Raw genomic sequence first — 17,137 nt, 5'->3', positions numbered from 1 at the left:
CGCATCATTAGAATTAAATTTCTGCGATCAATAGGACATCAACCAGATCACGGATACCACAATGAAATTCGCTCAGATTCTCGCTACCGCAGGCATCATTCAGGCAGTTCTCCTCACTGGCGCAATGGCCGGAGAAAATCTCGACGCCATCAAGTCGGCTGGTGTCTTGAAAATTGGGACTGAAGGCACCTATGCGCCGTTTACCTATCACGACAAGGACAACAAGCTCGTTGGTTTCGACGTCGAAATCGGTGAAGCGGTTGCCGCCAAGCTCGGCGTTAAGCCGGAATTCGTTGAAGGCAAATGGGATGGTCTCATCGCAGGTCTTGATGCCAAGCGTTATGACGCCGTCATCAATCAGGTAGGCATTACCGAAGAACGCCAGAAGAAATTCAACTTCTCCAATCCCTATATCGTTTCGAAGGTCGTTCTGATCGTCAACGACAAGAACGATACGATCAAGGACTTTGCGGATCTCAAGGGCAAGAAATCGGCTCAGTCCCTCACCAGCAACTATGGGAAACTGGCGAAGGAAGCTGGCGCCGAACTCGTTGCTACTGATGGCTTCGACCAGTCGATCCAGCTGGTTTTGACCGGCCGCGCCGACGCCACACTTAATGACAGCTTGTCATTCCTCGATTTCAAGAAGCACCAACCGAAGGCACCGGTCAAGGTTGTCGCCGAAAAGGAAAATGCGGATGCGTCCGGCATTATTGTCCGCAAGGGCGACGACGAACTCGTGGCGGCCATCAACAAGGCCCTCGATGAAATCAAGGCCGACGGCACCTACGACAAGATTTCGCAGAAATATTTTGGCCAGGACGTCTCCAAGTAAGCGTCGTCTCGGTTCATGCCGCGAAGCCGGAAGCTACTTCCGGCTTCGTTTTATTGTGAGCGCGAAAAACTATTCCAACGACATGAATGCCAGACTGTATAAGATATGAGCGCCCAGCTTCATTTCAGTCTGACGCTTAGATATTGATGAGGAGCCGAAGAACGTGCCCGACTGGCTTCAACTAATGGCGGAGTCCCTGCCCACCCTTCTGTGGGCTGGATTGATTTTCACCATCCCCCTCACTCTTTTGTCCTTTGCTTTCGGCCTTACGTTGGGCCTGTTGACAGCACTTGTACGGCTATTCGCGCCGCTCTGGCTTTCGTCCATCGCCCGCTTTTATGTCTGGATATTCCGCGGCACACCACTGCTTGTGCAGTTGTTCGTAATCTTTTACGGCCTGCCCAGTGCAGGCATCTATCTGGATGCTTTTCCTGCGGCGGTAATCGGCTTCACCCTAAGCGTCGGCGCCTATAGTTCGGAGATAATCCGGGCTGTGATATCAGCCGTTCCGAAAGGTCAATGGGAAGCCGCTTATTCCATCGGGATGAGTTGGCGTCAGGCCCTCTCGCGCACCATTCTGCCACAGGCGACCCGTACGGCAGTACCACCGCTTTCCAATTCCTTCATTTCCCTGGTGAAGGATACCTCGCTCGCCGCCGCAATCACAGTGCCGGAGCTTTTCCAATCAGCACAACGCATCGTGGCCACCACTTATGAACCTCTCATCCTCTATATCGAAGCGGCTCTGATCTATCTGGTGATGAGTTCCGTTCTCTCTGCCCTGCAGGTACGGCTGGAACGACGCTTCGGTCGCTATGGCGGCACGCTGGAGACAAACGCATGATCGAGCTGCAACACATCGTGAAGCGTTTTGACGACGCGGTCATTCTCAACGACATCAACGTTGCAATTGCAGAGGGAACGGTAACCGCGCTTGTGGGCCCGTCCGGCGGCGGCAAGAGCACGCTGTTGCGCTGCATCAATCTGCTGGAGGTACCGACCTCCGGCACTCTTGTTCTGGGTGGCCAGAGCCTCAGCTTCGAGCCTGACCGCAAGCCCAGCTGGCAAGCGATCCAGTCAATCCGCCGCCAGACGGGTATGGTTTTTCAGAACTTCCAGCTCTTTCCACACCAGACAGCGATCCAGAATGTGATGGAAGGACTCGTTACCGTCCTGAAATGGCCGAAGGACAGGGCCAAGGAACGTGCGATGGAACTGCTCACGAAAGTGGGCATGGCGCACAAGGCAGATGCCTGGCCTTCGACCCTTTCCGGTGGACAGCAGCAACGCATCGCTATTGCGCGTGCACTGGCACCCTCGCCGCGTGTGCTGTTATGCGACGAACCTACCTCGGCGCTCGACCCCGAGTTGGCATCAGAGGTCGTTGATGTTCTGAGCAAGCTCGCCCGGGAAGGCACAACCATGGTGATCGCGACACATGATCTGCGGCTTGCATCGAAGATTGCAAAAAATGTCGTCTTCCTCGAGTCGGGCAATATTGTTGAAACCGGCTCCGCACACGAAGTTTTCACCCGGCCTACGCGTGAGCGCACGAAACAATTCGTCGCGACAATCAACGCAGCCCATACTTACGATATTTAACCTGTAGCCAGGTCGGTTCCGTAAGGGCTTTCGCCACCAGCGAAAGCCCTCGGCACGCCGTTGGTTCAAATTTCATACGTGTATTCGAAATTTTCCGGCGGCTCCCGACAGCCTGCCCCTTGGTAAAACAGAAAACCACTGTTACATTATGCACAACGTAGAAATTGAAGCGCCTTGCTTGCGTCCTCACAGGTTCGCGCGGCGCCATAAGGACAAGAACCTTGAAGAACCCCGACGAGCGCACCGCAGAAACGGTGCATCAAGGGGCGTCCGGCGGACAATCGGGCAATTCGCAAGCCTGGAATCCGTCCGATAACGGCAAGCGCAGACCGCGCAAAAAAGCCGTTGCAGATATCGGTAATGCCCGTAGTGCATCCGATTCAGGACGCTCAAAAGCACAGGACGAAACCGAAGGCACGAGTTCGCAGGCCCAGCGTAAACGTGCGCGTCGGCGTCGGCGCGGCAAGTCCGTGCCAGCCCTTGAAACCTCGTCACAAAAGCCAGCCGCTACAGATCCGGGCAACAACCAACAGCGGTCTCCGGGAAAATCTCGAATCGCCGCCGGCGTGCACGTAAAAAGAAGCAATCGCGGCAACTTGGTGCTCAGACGCCGCCGGCAGCTGAAGTATCGGTCAAGACTTCGCATAATGCTGTGCGTGCAGAGAACCCGCACGTCCCTGTCCAAAACAAGCGTAAGGGCACCAATGGCCAGACGCCCAGAGCCAGCAACGGCGTGCAGCACGACAAGGGTGATGCCCCCCTTTACGCAGCTTTGGATCTCGGCACCAACAATTGCCGGTTGCTGGTAGCATCCCCGACAAGACCTGGTCAGTTCCGGGTCGTGGATGCGTTTTCGCGGATTGTGCGGCTTGGGGAAGGCTTGAGCGCCACCGGTCGGCTCAGTGACAATGCAATGGATCGCGCAGTGGAAGCGCTGAAGATTTGCCGCGACAAACTGGCAGGGAAAAAAATCAGACGGTCGAGGCTGATCGCGACCGAAGCCTGCCGTTCGGCATCGAATGGCGAGCAGTTTCTGGAACGAGTCCGTGCGGAAACCGGTCTTGAACTGGAGATCGTGGACCGGCAAACAGAGGCCCGCCTGGCAGTTTCTGGGTGCGGCACTCTGGTAACTCGTGAAACGGATGCCGTGGTGTTGTTCGATATTGGCGGCGGTTCTTCAGAAATCGCCCTGATCGATGTTTCCCGTCGACGTCCCCACGCCTTGCCGAGCACATCATGGCCTGGACGTCTCTTCCCGTCGGCGTCGTGACGCTGGCAGAACGTTTCGGCGGACGGAATGTCACGCAGGAAAGCTTCGATTCCATGGTTTCCCATGTAACCGATCTGCTTGCGCAATTTGCCGAGCGGCAGTGCCTTGGGAACCTTACCGCCAGCCCGCGCTTCCATCTGCTTGGCACATCCGGAACTGTGACCACTCTGGCCGGAATACATCTCGGACTTGAACGCTACGACCGTCGGCGAGTCGACGGAATGTGGATGGGCGCCGAAGACGTAACGCAAATGACCAACCGCCTGCTGTCGTGGGATTTTGATGCACGCGTAGCCAACCCGTGTATTGGCGCGGATCGCGCCGATCTGGTATTGGCAGGCTGTGCTATCCTTGACGCAATACGCAAAGTGTGGCCGAGCGAGAAGCTACTCGTTGCCGACCGTGGTCTGCGTGAAGGCATTTTGACCGAACTGATGTCGCGCGATGGCGCATGGCGGCACAATCGCGCAACAGGCGCTAGAAACAGGCACTGATGATGAGCAAGACAGGCGGCAATAAAAGCGGAGTGAAAACTGGCGGTCGCGGGGGCGCGGGCTCCAGCAATCTGCAGGTGCGCGTGAAGAAAAAGGCAGGCACGATCAAGGAATCGTCGCGCCGTTGGCTTCAACGCCACCTGAACGATCCTTACGTGCATAAGTCCAAGCAAGACGGCTATCGTTCACGTGCGGCCTACAAGCTCATTGAAATCAACGACCGTTATAATCTGCTCAAAAAAGGCCAAAAGATCATCGATCTCGGGGCCGCGCCGGGCGGGTGGTCCCAAATTGCGGCCAAGGTTGTCGGTTCAACCGACGAAGACCCGCACGTCGTTGGCATAGACTATCTCCACGTCGATCCCCTTCCCGGCGTCGTTCTGCTGGAAATGGATTTTCTGGACGACGAAGCACCGCGGAAGCTGATGGAAGCTCTGGGAGACAAACCCGATCTGGTCATTTCGGACATGGCTGCCCCGACCACCGGCCACCGCCGTACCGATCATCTGCGCACCGTACATCTTTGCGAAGTCGCTGCCGATTTTGCCATTTCGGTTCTAAAGCCGGGTGGACATTTTCTTACAAAGACTTTCCAGGGCGGCACCGAAAACGAACTCCTGGCACTGCTCAAGCAGAAATTCCGCTCTGTGCATCATGTAAAGCCACCGGCATCCCGCGCCGAGTCCGTGGAGCTTTATCTGCTCGCTCGCGATTTCAAGGGCTAAGGCTTATTTTCCAGTGGAGGTACTCGCAGCTTCTATTGTTGCGTGCTCCTCGCTACGGTGTTTCTTGACGGTCGGCGCGGCTAGTTCCTTGCCAGCATCCGGCGCAAGCCGGGCAAACCAGAGAAAAGCCAAGGCCGAAACAGCGGCAACCACGAAGAAGCCGATGTGGAAATCTACGAGTTCGAGGTGGGCTCTGCGAAGAGATGTGCTGATCTCCAGAATACCACCTGCCAATGCGACCCCGATAGCGATGGAAACCTGCTGGGCAACGGCCGTGATGGGCGTAGCCTGACTGGTCTTTTCGTCGGGTATTTCCGCAAAGGCCAGCGCGTTGACCCCGGTGAAGAACAATGAGCGCGCAAAGCCTCCCACCAACAGAAAACCAATGATGATCCAGTAAGGCGTCGTTGGCGTAAACAGCCCATTGACCGCAATGAAGCAGGCCGAGATCAAAGAACCTGCCATCAGGCGCGCCGGAAACCGACAAGGACAAAGATGCGCTTTGCACCGAATTTCATGCTGATCGCGCCAATTGCCGACACAAATGTCATCATGCCCGATTGAAAGGGTGTGAGACCGAAACCCAGCTGAAACATCAACGGCAACAGAAACGGAATGGCACCAATCCCAAACCGGAAAATGCTGCCACCAATAACCGCTGCGCGGAACACCTGATTATCAAAAAGCTTCAGGTTCAACAAAGGGTCGTCGACCCTTTTCGCATGCTGTAGATACAGAACCGTGCAGACGACACCGATTGCAAGGGTGGTAAAACCAACCGCAGGCGGCAAAGCTGGCAGACTGACTACCGACAGTCCGAACACCACCCCGGACATGGCGATGCCCGAAAGAAAAAAACCTGTCCAATCAAGTCGCTTTACGATGCGCTCGTCGTTATCTGGAAGGAACCGGCTGGCAAACCAGATCCCCACGAAACCGATCGGCACGTTGATGAGGAAAATCCAATGCCAGGTCAGGAATGTCGTGATGAAGCCGCCCACCGGCGGGCCGACAAGCGGCCCGACCATCGCAGGGATTGTCAGCCAGGCCATGGCTGAAACGAGTTCACTGCGTGGGGTCGAACGAATAAGGACGAGACGCCCAACGGGGGTCATCATCGCGCCGCCCATGCCCTGCAAAAACCGTGCAATGACGAAAGCGGTGAGTGAATTCGATGCGGCGCAAGCAACGGACCCAACCACGAACACCGCTATCGCCGCCCGAAACACATTCTTGGCTCCAAAACGATCAGCCATCCAGCCGCTGACGACAATAAAAACCGCGAGCGCAACAAGGTAAGCCGTCAGCGCCAGCTTGAGCGCAATGGGGCTTGTGCCGATATCGGCTGCGATAGCGGGAAGCGAAGTCGAGATGACATTCGAATCCATCTGCTCCATGAACAGGGCTATGGCCAACACGAGAGGAATGATGCGATTCACGATGATATTCCGAATAAACGGGCACGAAAGGATCGGCAATTCTATGTAGCGCCCAACTAATTATTGCTAGCCGAACGGCGTCACAATGCAGTGAATGCGCGATAAAATCAGTCATTTCTCGCGGTTTAGGCTCAAGACGATCGCCGTAGACCGGCACCGGAATGCCTCACGCGAGATTTCAGCCGTTCACATTTGTGTAAAACAGGGTTGCGCTTCCCGTAACAGCTTGTTACATTTCGTTACAGTTTCACGAAGCTTCGAACCGGGTGGGGGGCCGCTCCGGTTCAAGGAGGTAGGAAATGAACGATATTACAAGAACCGCTATCATCTATGGAATGATGATCATTTCGCTCAACACTGCCCTCGCAGTCGGTCTTCTCGGACTTGATTTCCTGCGTTAACGCGCCCCAAGCAAGTTTTTGCCCTCCAGGCACTCATGAAAAAGAGCGTTTCCATTCATTGGAAGCGCTCTTTTCATTTCCAGCGGTTGAAATGCGCAACCCCGAGACTGCCCTGTCCGAGCCACGGGTCAGAGAATGCGGGCCTGACTGTTCGGATCGAAGAAAACCGACTTGTCGAGATTGAAAGCCAGCCGGGCCGGCTGCCCTGCGGTGATGCGGGCATCGGCGCGTAGACGTGCCACGACATGCTTGCCGCCCAGACGCGTGACCGCGAACGTGTCGGAGCCCGCCGGCTCGACAACGTCGATAAGGCTGTCGCCTTCCACGATTGCGTCGGCATTGCGGTCTGCTCCATCGGGATCGGTCAATGCCTCGGGGCGGATGCCGAACACGATATCCTTGCCTTCATAGGCACCGAGACCCTGCGGTGCTGTCTTCAACGGAAGCTTGAGCGGTTCGCCCTCACCGCGCTTGAGATTAATCGCATAACCCGAACCATTTTTTTCGACCTGTGCTGTCAGCAAATTCATTGCTGGGGAGCCCATGAAATCGGCAACGAACATGTTGGACGGGTTATTATAAATCTCGGCCGGCGTGCCGAACTGCTGCAAGATTCCATCCTTCAGGACTGCAATCTGGGTAGCCAGCGTCATCGCCTCGATCTGATCGTGCGTCACATATACGATCGTGGTCTTCATCCGGCTATGCAGCCGTTTGATTTCCGTGCGCATATCAACGCGCAGTTTTGCGTCGAGATTCGATAGCGGTTCATCAAAAAGGAAGACCTGAGGATTGCGCACCAGAGCACGCCCCATGGCCACGCGCTGACGTTGGCCACCGGAAAGCTGGCTCGGCTTGCGATCCAGCAAATGACCGATCTGGAGTATGTCGGCGACTTCCTGAATAGCCTTGTCACGCTCGGCCTTTGGAACCTTGCGAATTTCCATGCCGAAAGCGATGTTCCCGGCAACCGTCATATTCGGGTAAAGCGCATAGGACTGGAAGACCATTGCAATATCGCGCTGCGACGGATGCAGCCCTGCAATAGACTTGCCGTTGATTGAGATGTCCCCGGAAGTGATGGGCTCAAGCCCAGCAATCGTGTTGAGCAGCGTGGACTTGCCGCAGCCGGACGGCCCGACGAGAACCAGAAAACCGCCTTCGTCGATCTCGATATTGATATCCTTCAAAACCGAAACATTGCCGTAGGACTTGTAGAGGTCGGATATTTTCAGAAAAGACATTTGCAACTTATCCCTTAACGGCGCCGGACATCAGGCCTCGTACAAAATAGCGGCCGGAAACAATGTAGACGATCAGCGTCGGCAGAGCAGCGAGGATGGCTGCTGCAAAATGGACGTTGTACTCCTTGACGCCGGTGGAGGAGGAAACCAGATTGTTGAGTGCTACCGTCATCGGGGTAGAATTCGCACCCGAGAAGGAAGCACCAAACAGGAAGTCATTCCAGATATTGGTGAACTGCCAGATCACGGAAACGACAATGATCGGTCCTGAGGATGGCAGCAAAATCCGCCAGAATATCTGGAAAAAGCTTGCCCCGTCGATCTGGGCTGCGCGAACCAGTTCCGTTGGAAAAGCCTCGTAGTAGTTGCGGAAATAAAGCGTCGTGAACCCGATACCGTACACCACGTGCACGAGGATCAGCCCCCAGATCGTGCCGGCAATTCCCAGGAAACCAAGAACGCGCGCCATAGGAATGAGCACGATCTGAAATGGGATAAAGCACGACAACAACAGCAGGCCGAAGAAGATATCTGAGCCGCGAAATTGCCATTTGGTCAGTACGTAGCCGTTCAACGCGCCAACAATGGTCGAAATAGCAACCGCCGGCACGACCATAAGGATCGAGTTGATGAAGAACGGCTTCAACCCGGTAGGCTGCACCCCGATCTGGGCAGTGGACCAGGCCGATAGCCATGGCTCGATGGTCCACTGTTGCGGCAGGTTCAACATTCCCCCTTGACGGATTTCCTCGAGGGGTTTGAACGAGTTAACCAGCATCACATAGAGCGGCAGCAGATAGTAGAAAGCGAAGACCAGCAACGCGGTATAGATCAGCGCCCGTGTCAGCTTTCCACTGCTGATGGCATTGTCTTGCGGTTGGGCGCTCATGACCGCGACCCTCCGCGAATTTCCGAATAAAGGTAAGGGATGATGATCGAGAAGATCATGACCAGCATGATAATAGCGGACGACGCGCCGATACCCATCTGGTTCCGCGTGAAGGTGTAGGAATACATGAAAGTTGCTGGCAGTTCCGTGGCCTGTCCCGGTCCACCGCCGGTCAACGCGATAACAAGGTCATATGCCTTGATCGCAAGATGAGCGAGAACCACGAAAGCGGATAGAAACACCGGGCGCATCAACGGAATGATGATGCGGCGATAGATTGTTCCGGTTGACGCACCGTCGATCTGGGCTGCCTTGATGATTTCGTTATCTACCCCACGCAAGCCCGCGAGAAACATCGCCATCACAAATCCGGAGGACTGCCACACCGCAGCAATCACCAGACAGTAGATTGCCATGGTATTGCTCTTGATCCAGTTGAAGGAGAAACTCTCCCAACCCCATAAATGCATTGTGTTTTCCAGTCCAATGCCTGGGTCGAGGAACCACTTCCATGCCGTTCCGGTAACGATGAAGGACAGGGCCATCGGGTAGAGGTAGATCGGCCTAAGGATGCCTTCGCCGCGTATCTTCTGGTCAAGAAGGATCGCCAGAAATAATCCGATCACCGAACAGATAATGATGTAGAGCGAGGCAAAAATCGCAAGATTGGTGATCGCACGCCACCAATGGGGCAAAGCCCATAATTTGGTATAATTCGCAAGTCCGACGAAACCAAAGGACGGCAGCATTCGGCTATTGGTGAGGGAAAGGATGCCGGTATAGATTATGAAACCGTAGACGAACACGAGCACTATCAAAAAGCTCGGTCCCAGAACCAGCTTTGGCACCAGTTCCTGTAATCGGCTGTTACGCTGCATATTTGCGCCACCCTGTTTACGTCGCCCGCTTAGCCCACATCAGCAGGCTGTCCGTCCGGACGTCTGTTTGATCAGCATTCCAACGCGTCAGCATTATGCGCAACAGAATGCACCCGATAAGCTCAGTCTGCCGCCGTCTCCGATGGAAACATGCAGACGTCCATCATGCAATTATTGTTTTGATTTCCGGCTCTTGCTGCCACCGCTTCCAACATCTGGAGCACGGAGATAATGGCGTCCGGGAACACTCCCGGACGCTCTCGCTGTTATTTCGCAGCTTCAACTGCCGATACGAGTTCCTTGACAGCGTCTTCAGATGAGAGCTGGCCGTTGAACTGACGTGTGACGACGTCATAGATGGCGTTCTTGACCGCAGCCGGGTTGGCGTAGCCGTGTGCCATGGAACCCAGCATCGTACCCTTTTCGCTCGCTTCCCTCTCGTCAGCGATGGCCTTCTTGCCGCAAGCATCGAAGTCGGTATCAGGTACATCGGTACGGGCTGGGGCAGAGCCCTTCACCACGTTAAAGGCCGATTGGAATGTCGGGCTTTCGATCGCGGACGCCATTTCCAGCTGCGCCGGGACCTTGTCATCCGAAATCTTGAACATTGCAAACATATCGGAATTGAAGGTGATCGCGCCCTGCGTGCCTGGATAGCGGATGCAGACGAAGTCTTCACCCGGCTTCTTGCCAGCCTTGACAAACTCGCCCTTTGCCCAGTCACCCATGAACTGAAGACCGGCCTTGCCTTCAATAACCATAGCGGAAGCAAGGTTCCAGTCGCGGCCAGAGAAGTTGTCGTCAACATAGGAACGAAGCTTCGTCATACGGTCGAAAGCCTGCTTCATCGTATCGCTGCCGAGCGTGTCGGGATCAAGATCGACGAAAGCTTTCTTGTAGAAGTCCGTACCGAAGGAAAGTACGACGGCATCGAAAATTGTCGCGTCCTGCCACGGCTGACCACCGTGAGCGACAGGCGTGATCCCGTGTTCCTTGAACTTGTCAAGCAGCGCGATCAGTTCGTCCCAGTTTGCAGGCTCCTTGCCGCCAGCCTTGTCGAGCGCGGCCTTGTTGATCCACATCCAGTTGGTGGAGTGGACGTTGACAGGCGCCGCAATCCAATGGCCGTCATACTTTGCGAATTCCTGCAGAGGAGCCGGAATAACTTTTTCCCATCCTTCCTTGGTGGCGATCTCGTCAAGATTGCCAAGAGCACCCTGCTCTGCCCAGTCGCGAATATCGAATCCGAGCATCTGCACAGCCGTCGGCGCGTTGCCTGCCGTGACACGTGCGCGCAACACCGTCATAGCTTCCGTGCCGCCGCCGCCAGCCACCGGCATATCGGTCCAGCTGATGCCCTTCTTTTCAAGATCCTTCTTGAGAACGTCGAGCGCGGCGGCTTCACCGCCGGCGGTCCACCAGTGCAGAACTTCAACATTCTGCTTATCTTGGGCGTTGGAAATCGGCGACATTCCAGCGAGCAAAGCGCAGGCGGCCGTACCCATCGCAGCGAGCTTCAAAAGTTTATGCATATCTACCTCCCGTAGAAACCAACAAAACTAACTAACGGATATCCGGGCAGGCTCTCGCTTCTGCGCGGCGATCCATCGCGTCATTCCCATCCGGGCCTCCTCGGCACGGATCCGAAACCGGCTGCTTCGCATATCCGGTTCCTCGCTTTTCCACTGCCGCAACAAAATGCGAAAGCTGCCGCTTTCGCCTGCGCCCAGCCACCCTCACGACGTACTAACCGAGATCCTCCATCTTACTCTTACGCCGCTTCACCCGAATTGACAACGTTGTCTTTATGGGACGCGAAGGTATCCCCAAGACAAGCTGTGACGCACAGGATAGGCCCAAACCCCATCGGCGTGTCAATATGCTCGAAAGATAAAACGGGAGAAATTCAATCGAATAAACCATGGGTAGCACTCCCTGCCTAGAAACTCCCTAGAAATTCAAGGATTAATTGCTTGAGACGCTGCAATTTTCCAAGGCGGATTCGACCATGAAATAACAGCGCGGAAATTTCTCACGCCATACTGGACAAGACCGCGAGGAGATCATAATTTCAGGCCGCTCGCACAATGGTGTGCGGGCTTGTTCTCGGGGCGGGGTGAAACTCCCCACCGGCGGTATGAAGCGATAGTTTCGAGCCCGCGAGCGCCTGAACACATGCCGATTCGGTTATGGTTCAGGGTCAGCAGATCCGGTGAGATGCCGGAGCCGACGGTTAAAGTCCGGATGGAAGAGAGCGATTGAACGTCAGGATCGTGTCATTCCGGCACTGTCCATGCGTTCTGTTGTGCGCCCTGATTCTAGTTTCGTGAGGACCTATGAACCAGAGCTATCCGAACAAGACTTCATTCAAAATTGCATTTATTCAAGCCCGTTGGCACTCCGATGTTGTCGATGAGGCCCGCAAAAGCTTTATTGCCGAACTCTCGGCAAAAGCTGGTGCCAATGTGGAAGTCGAAATTTTCGACGTTCCCGGCGCCTATGAAATCCCCCTTCATGCCAAAACCCTGGCCAAGACTGGAAAATACGCCGCTATCGTCGGTGCGGCTTTCGTGGTGGACGGCGGCATTTACCGGCATGATTTCGTGGCAACTGCCGTCATTAACGGCATGATGCAAGTTGGGCTGGAGACTGAAGTTCCAGTGCTCAGCGTGGTCCTGACGCCGCATCATTTCCATGAAAGCAAGGAGCACCACGATTTCTTCCATGCCCACTTCAAGATCAAGGGCGTGGAAGCAGCGAATGCTGCTTTGCAACTTGTGAGTGAGCGTAGCCGTATTGCTGCGTTAGCGTAACGTGCGCTGACCGGCCTTTAAGAAAAGGCCGGTCCTTCTCCAATGATGCGCTCACGATGCGCATAAAGGTCGAAGTCGTCACCACGCACCAGTGCAACAAGCGTCAGGTTCGCTTCATCAGCCGTCCGAATGGCCAAAGCGGTTGGCGCAGAGATCGCAGCCAGAACAGGCGCGCCGAACATAACGGCTTTCTGCACCATTTCCACAGAAACGCGACTGGTAATTACAACGATACCGTCTTCTGGCGAGCACCCGATAAGCAAAACAGCCCCCACAAGTTTGTCCAATGCGTTGTGGCGCCCGACATCCTCGCGAACGGCGATAAGCCCATTGCCAGGAACATAAAAACCCGCCGCATGAACGGCATGGGTCTGAGAGTTCAATCGCTGCTCGTCTGCCAGAGATCCGACAGCTTGCGAAATATCGTGGGGAGAAAATGTTCGACCGCTTTGCTCCAAGGCCTGTAGGGACCGCAACGCATGGTCAATCGAGTCTATCCCGCAAAGACCACAGCCAACGGGGCCAGCCATGAACCTGCGTCGCGCGGCAAGCCTCTGTTCAGGCCGTTCAGACAATCTAATCTGTATGTCGATGCCCTTCTCAAATGCCACGACCTCGACGGTTTCAATCTCGGAAATATCGTCCACAATATTTTCGGTAAGGGTGAAACCGATCCCGAAGTCCTCAAGATTATCGGGGGTAGCCATCATCACGGCCTGGGTAGAACCGTTATAGCTCACCGCCACGGGCACTTCCTCCGGCACCACTCGCTCACCCTCATGGAAGCCCGACGCACGGTGGGCGATACGTGGAGTACTCCGGCTAACTTTGTGGATCGTCATCTCAACCGCTCTCCCGTCACCGCGCCCATTTTTCCCGGCAGTTTCATGTGGCATGAAAACAACTTTAATGTAAGTTGCCACCGGACAAGCCGTCGCAAGTTGGGCGGCAAGCGAGGAAAACATGGATATTCGCCAGATAGACGACAATTATTCGGTTTCAGGGCAAATCGAACCCGACGATGTGCGCGACATCGCTGCAGAGGGATTTCGCACGATCATCTGCAACCGGCCCGATGGCGAGGGAGGCCCCCAGCAGCCCGAATTCAGCGAAATTGCACGCGTCGCAGAAAAAGCAGGACTTGCAACCTATTATATTCCGGTCGTCGGCGGTCAGTTGACGCAAGAAGATGTGGATGCGATGGCAGCAGCACTGGACGAAGCCGAAGGGCCCATCCTTAGCTACTGCCGATCAGGTGCACGCTCTACGAATGTTTACGGGATAGTGCAGAGCCAAAAGCGCGGATAAAGAACGAGCGCAGGCTATGTGGGCGGTGGAGCCGCAAAGGCATTTCGAGGGTCTTTGCAAACATGGCGATCACCGTCCCGAAAGCCGGGCGCGACCCGAATGGACGGCGCGCGATGTGTGGGCGCAGTACTGGCGATAATAGCTCATGCCGGTACGTGTGACAGTCGCGACAACGCCGCCGAGAACCAAAAGCCAACCAATTGCCTGCGGCCAGTTGAAGCTTTCAATTCCGCCGCTCAGCGCGACAATGAAGATACCGGCCCAGAGCAACGCTGCCGTCCGGCGCCAGAATACAGGGTTAAGCTCGTCGAACACGGCCTTCCACAGCGAGTGAACAAGGCAGGCGAAGAAAAGGGCAGCGGCCAGACCGATATTGAGCAACTCGACCGGAAGCCATTGTTGCGAGGTGAGCATCGTTTCCATCATCCACTTGACTAAATTCGTATCCAAGAAATCCGCCAGAACGTTTCTTGCGATCCGAGTACTATTACTGTTCGTCCTATTCAGCTTTCGCTTTGTGGCCGCAACGTGTTACAAGCATGGAAAGCTCCCCCGGATAAATTCACTTATTATTGCGTTCACGCGAAATATCGTGTTGAAAACATTGCCCTATTCTGGGTGCTATGCCAGATCAAGGACTACGCAACCCCTTCCATTGCTTAACGAATTTGCGGTTCCGAGCCGTCGGCGCTTCGCTGCAATGTTCCGTTCACAATCGCATCAGATAACAGCTTTGTAACAATTCGGCACAGCAAGGCAGCCTTTAGAAATAGCGAAACCTCGCGGTTATTCACAAGGATCGGGCTTCTTAGCTGGCTTTTACTTGCCCCACAGCCGTTTTGTTGAGGCAGCGCGACGGGTCGATTGGAGCGGGCGCATTAGCCGGCCGGCCGAAAAGAAAGCCTTGAACCTGTTCACAGCCCTCTTCGATCACCATGCGGTGCTGGTCAAAGGTTTCGATCCCCTCGGCCACGACCGGCAGATCGAGACTGCGACCAAGCCCGACAATGGCTCGTACAATTGCTCTGGCGCTGACATCCGTTTCCATGCTGGTGATGAAGCTGCGGTCAATCTTGATCTTGTCGAATGGAAAACTTTGAAGATTGCTGAGCGATGAATAACCGGTCCCGAAATCGTCCATAACAATGCGAACTCCCGACTTCTTCATTCGACGCAGCAGTTCAAGAGTCGTCAGTCGATCCTTCATCAAAGCGGATTCGGTTACCTCCAGTTCCAGTCTCGTCGGATCAAGCCCGGTCTCTGCGATAACCGACCTGACGGTATCCGGCAGGCTGACGAGCCGGAACTGGACGGGAGACAGATTTACAGCGATGGACAGATGGCTCTCCCATTCGGCGGCCGTGCGGCAAGCCTCACGCAGAACCCATTCGCCCAGCGCCACGATTGTTCCCGTTTCCTCGGCAATAGGGATGAACACGTCCGGTGGTATCTGCCCGCGTTCCGGATGATTCCAGCGGACCAATGCCTCATAACCCGTACAACGCCCGTCAGACGTCGCAAACAAAGGTTGATAGGCGATACCGATCTGTCCCCGCACCATCGCGTGACGCAAATCCGCTTCTAGCTGGCGCCGCTCTCTTATCTCCTGATCCATTTCCGGGGAATAGAATGCAAATAATCCGCGCCCTTCCGTCTTCGCCCGATAGAGCGCGATATCTGCCGCATGCCGGATGGCTTCCGCATCCTTGCCATCATTTGGATATAGGGCAACGCCAATACTGACGCCGACAGCGGTCGGATCAAGCACGGTATTCAGCTCCAAGCGGAAGGCTTCCAGAATCTTCTCGCTCAGCTTCCGGGCACCTCTAGGCTGCGGGACGCCCACTTGCAGAATAATAAACTCGTCACCGCCGATGCGTGCGGCAGTATCTATGCCATTTACGCAGCGCTTCAGGATGCTGGAAACCGTCTTCAATACCCGGTCGCCTTCGGCGTGACCGAAAATGTCGTTCACAGCCTTGAACCGGTCCAGATCGAGTGCCAGCACGGCGAAAGGCTCGCGGCTGGGACGCGCAACGGCATTCGCCAACCTTTCCTCAAAAAACATGCGGTTGGGCAGATCGGTGAGCGCGTCATGACGCGCCATGTGCTCAATCTGGCGTTGAGCTGCGCGTTTTTCGGTAAGATCGCGTACGGCGAGCACCTCGCAAGGACGTCCCTGATATTCGATGGCATGGACCGCAAGCTCAAAAATGCGTTCATCATTGGGAAACCTTGGAGCCGCCTCGATAGCCTCGGCACGGCGAGCACAGACCGGAAGCCCGTCAGCCGCCAATAACAAAGTATCGGGTTCAATACCCATCAGCGACTTTTCGCTTCTCCGCATGAGCTCAGAGAACCGGGCATTCATCTCGACTATCCCGCCATCCCGTATAACGACCAAACCGTCTAATGTGGCGTTTGCAAACCCCTTCAAGTCCGTCATGTAACGGTCTATAAACACGGCAGAAATTGTCGCCAGCGCCACGCTACACACCACTGCCGCGATGGCAACAACGAGCCAGAGGCGTCCGATCCCAAGCGGATCGGCCGCGGGAAGAGTGGGGTTTGGGACCAGTTCAGTCGAGGCAACCGCGGTGAAATGGAGTGTGCAAACAGCGAGTATGCCTCCTACGGTCGGAAGCAGAATACGTGACCAGCCGGAAGCATTCGTCACAAACCAGAAAGCGGCCAGCAAAATCAGGACCGAGATTGCGCCGCCCACGAAGATCGGTGGAAGATCATAGTGTATGTCAGCCGCTGCTTTGATCGCACTCATGCCTGTGAAATGCATTGCGGCTATCGATAGCGTCGCCGAAATGGCCGCCATCAGAGCATATTTCAGCGCAGCACCCTTAAGTAGATGTAGGCTCAACCAAAAACCGAGAACAGCCGTCGCCGCCGAAAGAACGGTGGCGGTAAAATCAAACTCGATTGCTACGGTGCCGCTGTAAGCGAGCATCGCCACAAAGTGGGTTGCCCACACGCCAACTCCACCGGCAAAAGCACTGATTGCGAGCCAGTTGTCACGGCGGCTCCTGGTGCATTCGCGCGCGCGGGCCAGCAACAGGAAAAATGCAAACATGCTTGCAAATGAAATGGATGCAGCCAGAACCACAAAAGGCTGATCGTGCTGTACAGTCACGCATTCCAGAACTTTGAACATGCAGCCCCCTGCCCCGCCTAAGGTGCAGTTCTTGTTAAATACAACCAGAAGCACTATCCCGACTGTGCTTGGT

Annotated in this window: 13 protein-coding genes, 2 pseudogenes and 1 riboswitch; of the genes and pseudogenes, 7 read left to right on the top strand and 8 right to left on the bottom strand. The window is 55.2% G+C overall.

The features are described 5' to 3' along the window. Nucleotides 1–61 precede the first annotated feature (61 nt). From ACS5UA_RS08210 to ACS5UA_RS08190, 5 genes and pseudogenes are all read left to right on the top strand, one after another. Entirely contained in the window at nt 62–835 is a 774-nt protein-coding gene (locus ACS5UA_RS08210; RefSeq protein WP_006469060.1) for an amino acid ABC transporter substrate-binding protein, read from the top strand. A 163-nt stretch (nt 836–998) separates the two neighbouring features. Then, nucleotides 999–1,679: an ABC transporter permease subunit gene (locus ACS5UA_RS08205; protein ID WP_006469061.1), complete on the top strand. Its 681-nt coding sequence runs from the start codon at nt 999–1,001 to the stop codon at nt 1,677–1,679. Next, nucleotides 1,676–2,437 carry an amino acid ABC transporter ATP-binding protein gene (locus ACS5UA_RS08200; RefSeq protein WP_006469062.1) on the top strand — a complete coding sequence of 254 codons (762 nt, stop codon included), beginning with the start codon at nt 1,676–1,678 and terminating at the stop codon, nt 2,435–2,437. Before ACS5UA_RS08205 ends, ACS5UA_RS08200 begins: the two co-directional genes overlap by 4 nt. A 221-nt stretch (nt 2,438–2,658) precedes the next feature. After that, nucleotides 2,659–4,201, top strand: a pseudogene (locus ACS5UA_RS08195) (Ppx/GppA phosphatase family protein). 2 nt (nt 4,202–4,203) lie between these two features. After that, the gene (locus tag ACS5UA_RS08190; RefSeq protein ID WP_006472653.1) at nt 4,204–4,926 is read left to right on the top strand and encodes an RlmE family RNA methyltransferase; all 723 of its coding nucleotides are present in this window, start codon (nt 4,204–4,206) and stop codon (nt 4,924–4,926) included. 3 nt (nt 4,927–4,929) lie between these two features. Here ACS5UA_RS08190 and ACS5UA_RS08185 read toward each other — a convergent pair. From ACS5UA_RS08185 to ACS5UA_RS08165, 5 genes and pseudogenes are all read right to left on the bottom strand, one after another. Beyond that, nucleotides 4,930–6,365 (bottom strand): annotated as a pseudogene (locus ACS5UA_RS08185) (DHA2 family efflux MFS transporter permease subunit). Between the two features lie 529 nt (nt 6,366–6,894). Beyond that, the gene (locus tag ACS5UA_RS08180; protein WP_443101256.1) at nt 6,895–8,010 is read right to left on the bottom strand and encodes an ABC transporter ATP-binding protein; all 1,116 of its coding nucleotides are present in this window, start codon (nt 8,008–8,010) and stop codon (nt 6,895–6,897) included. A gap of 7 nt (nt 8,011–8,017) precedes the next feature. Beyond that, nucleotides 8,018–8,899, bottom strand: a complete 882-nt coding sequence (locus tag ACS5UA_RS08175) for a carbohydrate ABC transporter permease (RefSeq protein WP_443101255.1) — start codon at nt 8,897–8,899, stop codon at nt 8,018–8,020. Beyond that, a complete protein-coding gene (locus tag ACS5UA_RS08170) occupies nt 8,896–9,777 on the bottom strand; it encodes a carbohydrate ABC transporter permease (RefSeq protein WP_006469069.1) in 882 nt (293 codons plus the stop codon). The genes ACS5UA_RS08175 and ACS5UA_RS08170 overlap by 4 nt, the downstream gene beginning before the upstream one ends. 266 nt (nt 9,778–10,043) lie before the next feature. After that, entirely contained in the window at nt 10,044–11,309 is a 1,266-nt protein-coding gene (locus tag ACS5UA_RS08165; protein WP_075041859.1) for an ABC transporter substrate-binding protein, read from the bottom strand. A gap of 566 nt (nt 11,310–11,875) precedes the next feature. After that, a riboswitch (FMN riboswitch) is annotated at nt 11,876–12,037 on the top strand. 76 nt (nt 12,038–12,113) lie between these two features. Here ACS5UA_RS08165 and ACS5UA_RS08160 point away from each other — a divergent pair. Next, complete coding sequence (locus ACS5UA_RS08160; protein WP_006469073.1) at nt 12,114–12,590, top strand: 6,7-dimethyl-8-ribityllumazine synthase; 477 nt, start codon at nt 12,114–12,116, stop codon at nt 12,588–12,590. A 17-nt stretch (nt 12,591–12,607) separates the two neighbouring features. On the opposite strand, the gene fdhD is transcribed toward ACS5UA_RS08160, so the two are convergent. After that, nucleotides 12,608–13,432 carry a formate dehydrogenase accessory sulfurtransferase FdhD gene (fdhD, locus tag ACS5UA_RS08155; RefSeq protein ID WP_031346983.1) on the bottom strand — a complete coding sequence of 275 codons (825 nt, stop codon included), beginning with the start codon at nt 13,430–13,432 and terminating at the stop codon, nt 12,608–12,610. Between the two features lie 121 nt (nt 13,433–13,553). On the opposite strand from fdhD, the gene ACS5UA_RS08150 reads away from it, so the two are divergent. After that, nucleotides 13,554–13,898, top strand: a complete 345-nt coding sequence (locus tag ACS5UA_RS08150) for a TIGR01244 family sulfur transferase (RefSeq protein ID WP_006469075.1) — start codon at nt 13,554–13,556, stop codon at nt 13,896–13,898. Between the two features lie 69 nt (nt 13,899–13,967). On the opposite strand, the gene ACS5UA_RS08145 is transcribed toward ACS5UA_RS08150, so the two are convergent. After that, a complete protein-coding gene (locus ACS5UA_RS08145; RefSeq protein ID WP_021587277.1) occupies nt 13,968–14,324 on the bottom strand; it encodes a hypothetical protein in 357 nt (118 codons plus the stop codon). Between the two features lie 382 nt (nt 14,325–14,706). Next, nucleotides 14,707–17,064 (bottom strand): bifunctional diguanylate cyclase/phosphodiesterase, encoded by a 2,358-nt coding sequence (locus ACS5UA_RS08140; protein ID WP_075041858.1) that lies wholly within the window; start codon nt 17,062–17,064, stop codon nt 14,707–14,709. Nucleotides 17,065–17,137: the final 73 nt, after the last annotated feature.

It is taken from the genome of Brucella sp. RRSP16, assembly GCF_052246815.1.
In the GTDB taxonomy this organism is placed as follows: Bacteria; Pseudomonadota; Alphaproteobacteria; order Rhizobiales; family Rhizobiaceae; genus Brucella; species Brucella intermedia.
The sequence above is the reverse complement of the archived record's forward strand: the minus strand, read 5'-3'. Positions and strand labels throughout refer to the sequence as shown.

What these genes read in the sequence shown, in the direction of transcription:
- ACS5UA_RS08210 (WP_006469060.1), top strand. Translation starts at nt 62, where the DNA reads ATGAAATTCGCTCAGATTCTCGCTACCGCAGGCATCATTCAGGCAGTT.
- ACS5UA_RS08200 (WP_006469062.1), top strand. Translation starts at nt 1,676, where the DNA reads ATGATCGAGCTGCAACACATCGTGAAGCGTTTTGACGACGCGGTCATT.
- ACS5UA_RS08190 (WP_006472653.1), top strand. Translation starts at nt 4,204, where the DNA reads ATGAGCAAGACAGGCGGCAATAAAAGCGGAGTGAAAACTGGCGGTCGC.
- ACS5UA_RS08180 (WP_443101256.1), bottom strand. Translation starts at nt 8,010, where the DNA reads ATGTCTTTTCTGAAAATATCCGACCTCTACAAGTCCTACGGCAATGTT.
- ACS5UA_RS08175 (WP_443101255.1), bottom strand. Translation starts at nt 8,899, where the DNA reads ATGAGCGCCCAACCGCAAGACAATGCCATCAGCAGTGGAAAGCTGACA.
- ACS5UA_RS08170 (WP_006469069.1), bottom strand. Translation starts at nt 9,777, where the DNA reads ATGCAGCGTAACAGCCGATTACAGGAACTGGTGCCAAAGCTGGTTCTG.
- ACS5UA_RS08165 (WP_075041859.1), bottom strand. Translation starts at nt 11,309, where the DNA reads ATGCATAAACTTTTGAAGCTCGCTGCGATGGGTACGGCCGCCTGCGCT.
- ACS5UA_RS08160 (WP_006469073.1), top strand. Translation starts at nt 12,114, where the DNA reads ATGAACCAGAGCTATCCGAACAAGACTTCATTCAAAATTGCATTTATT.
- fdhD (WP_031346983.1), bottom strand. Translation starts at nt 13,432, where the DNA reads ATGACGATCCACAAAGTTAGCCGGAGTACTCCACGTATCGCCCACCGT.
- ACS5UA_RS08150 (WP_006469075.1), top strand. Translation starts at nt 13,554, where the DNA reads ATGGATATTCGCCAGATAGACGACAATTATTCGGTTTCAGGGCAAATC.
- ACS5UA_RS08145 (WP_021587277.1), bottom strand. Translation starts at nt 14,324, where the DNA reads ATGATGGAAACGATGCTCACCTCGCAACAATGGCTTCCGGTCGAGTTG.
- ACS5UA_RS08140 (WP_075041858.1), bottom strand. Translation starts at nt 17,064, where the DNA reads ATGTTCAAAGTTCTGGAATGCGTGACTGTACAGCACGATCAGCCTTTT.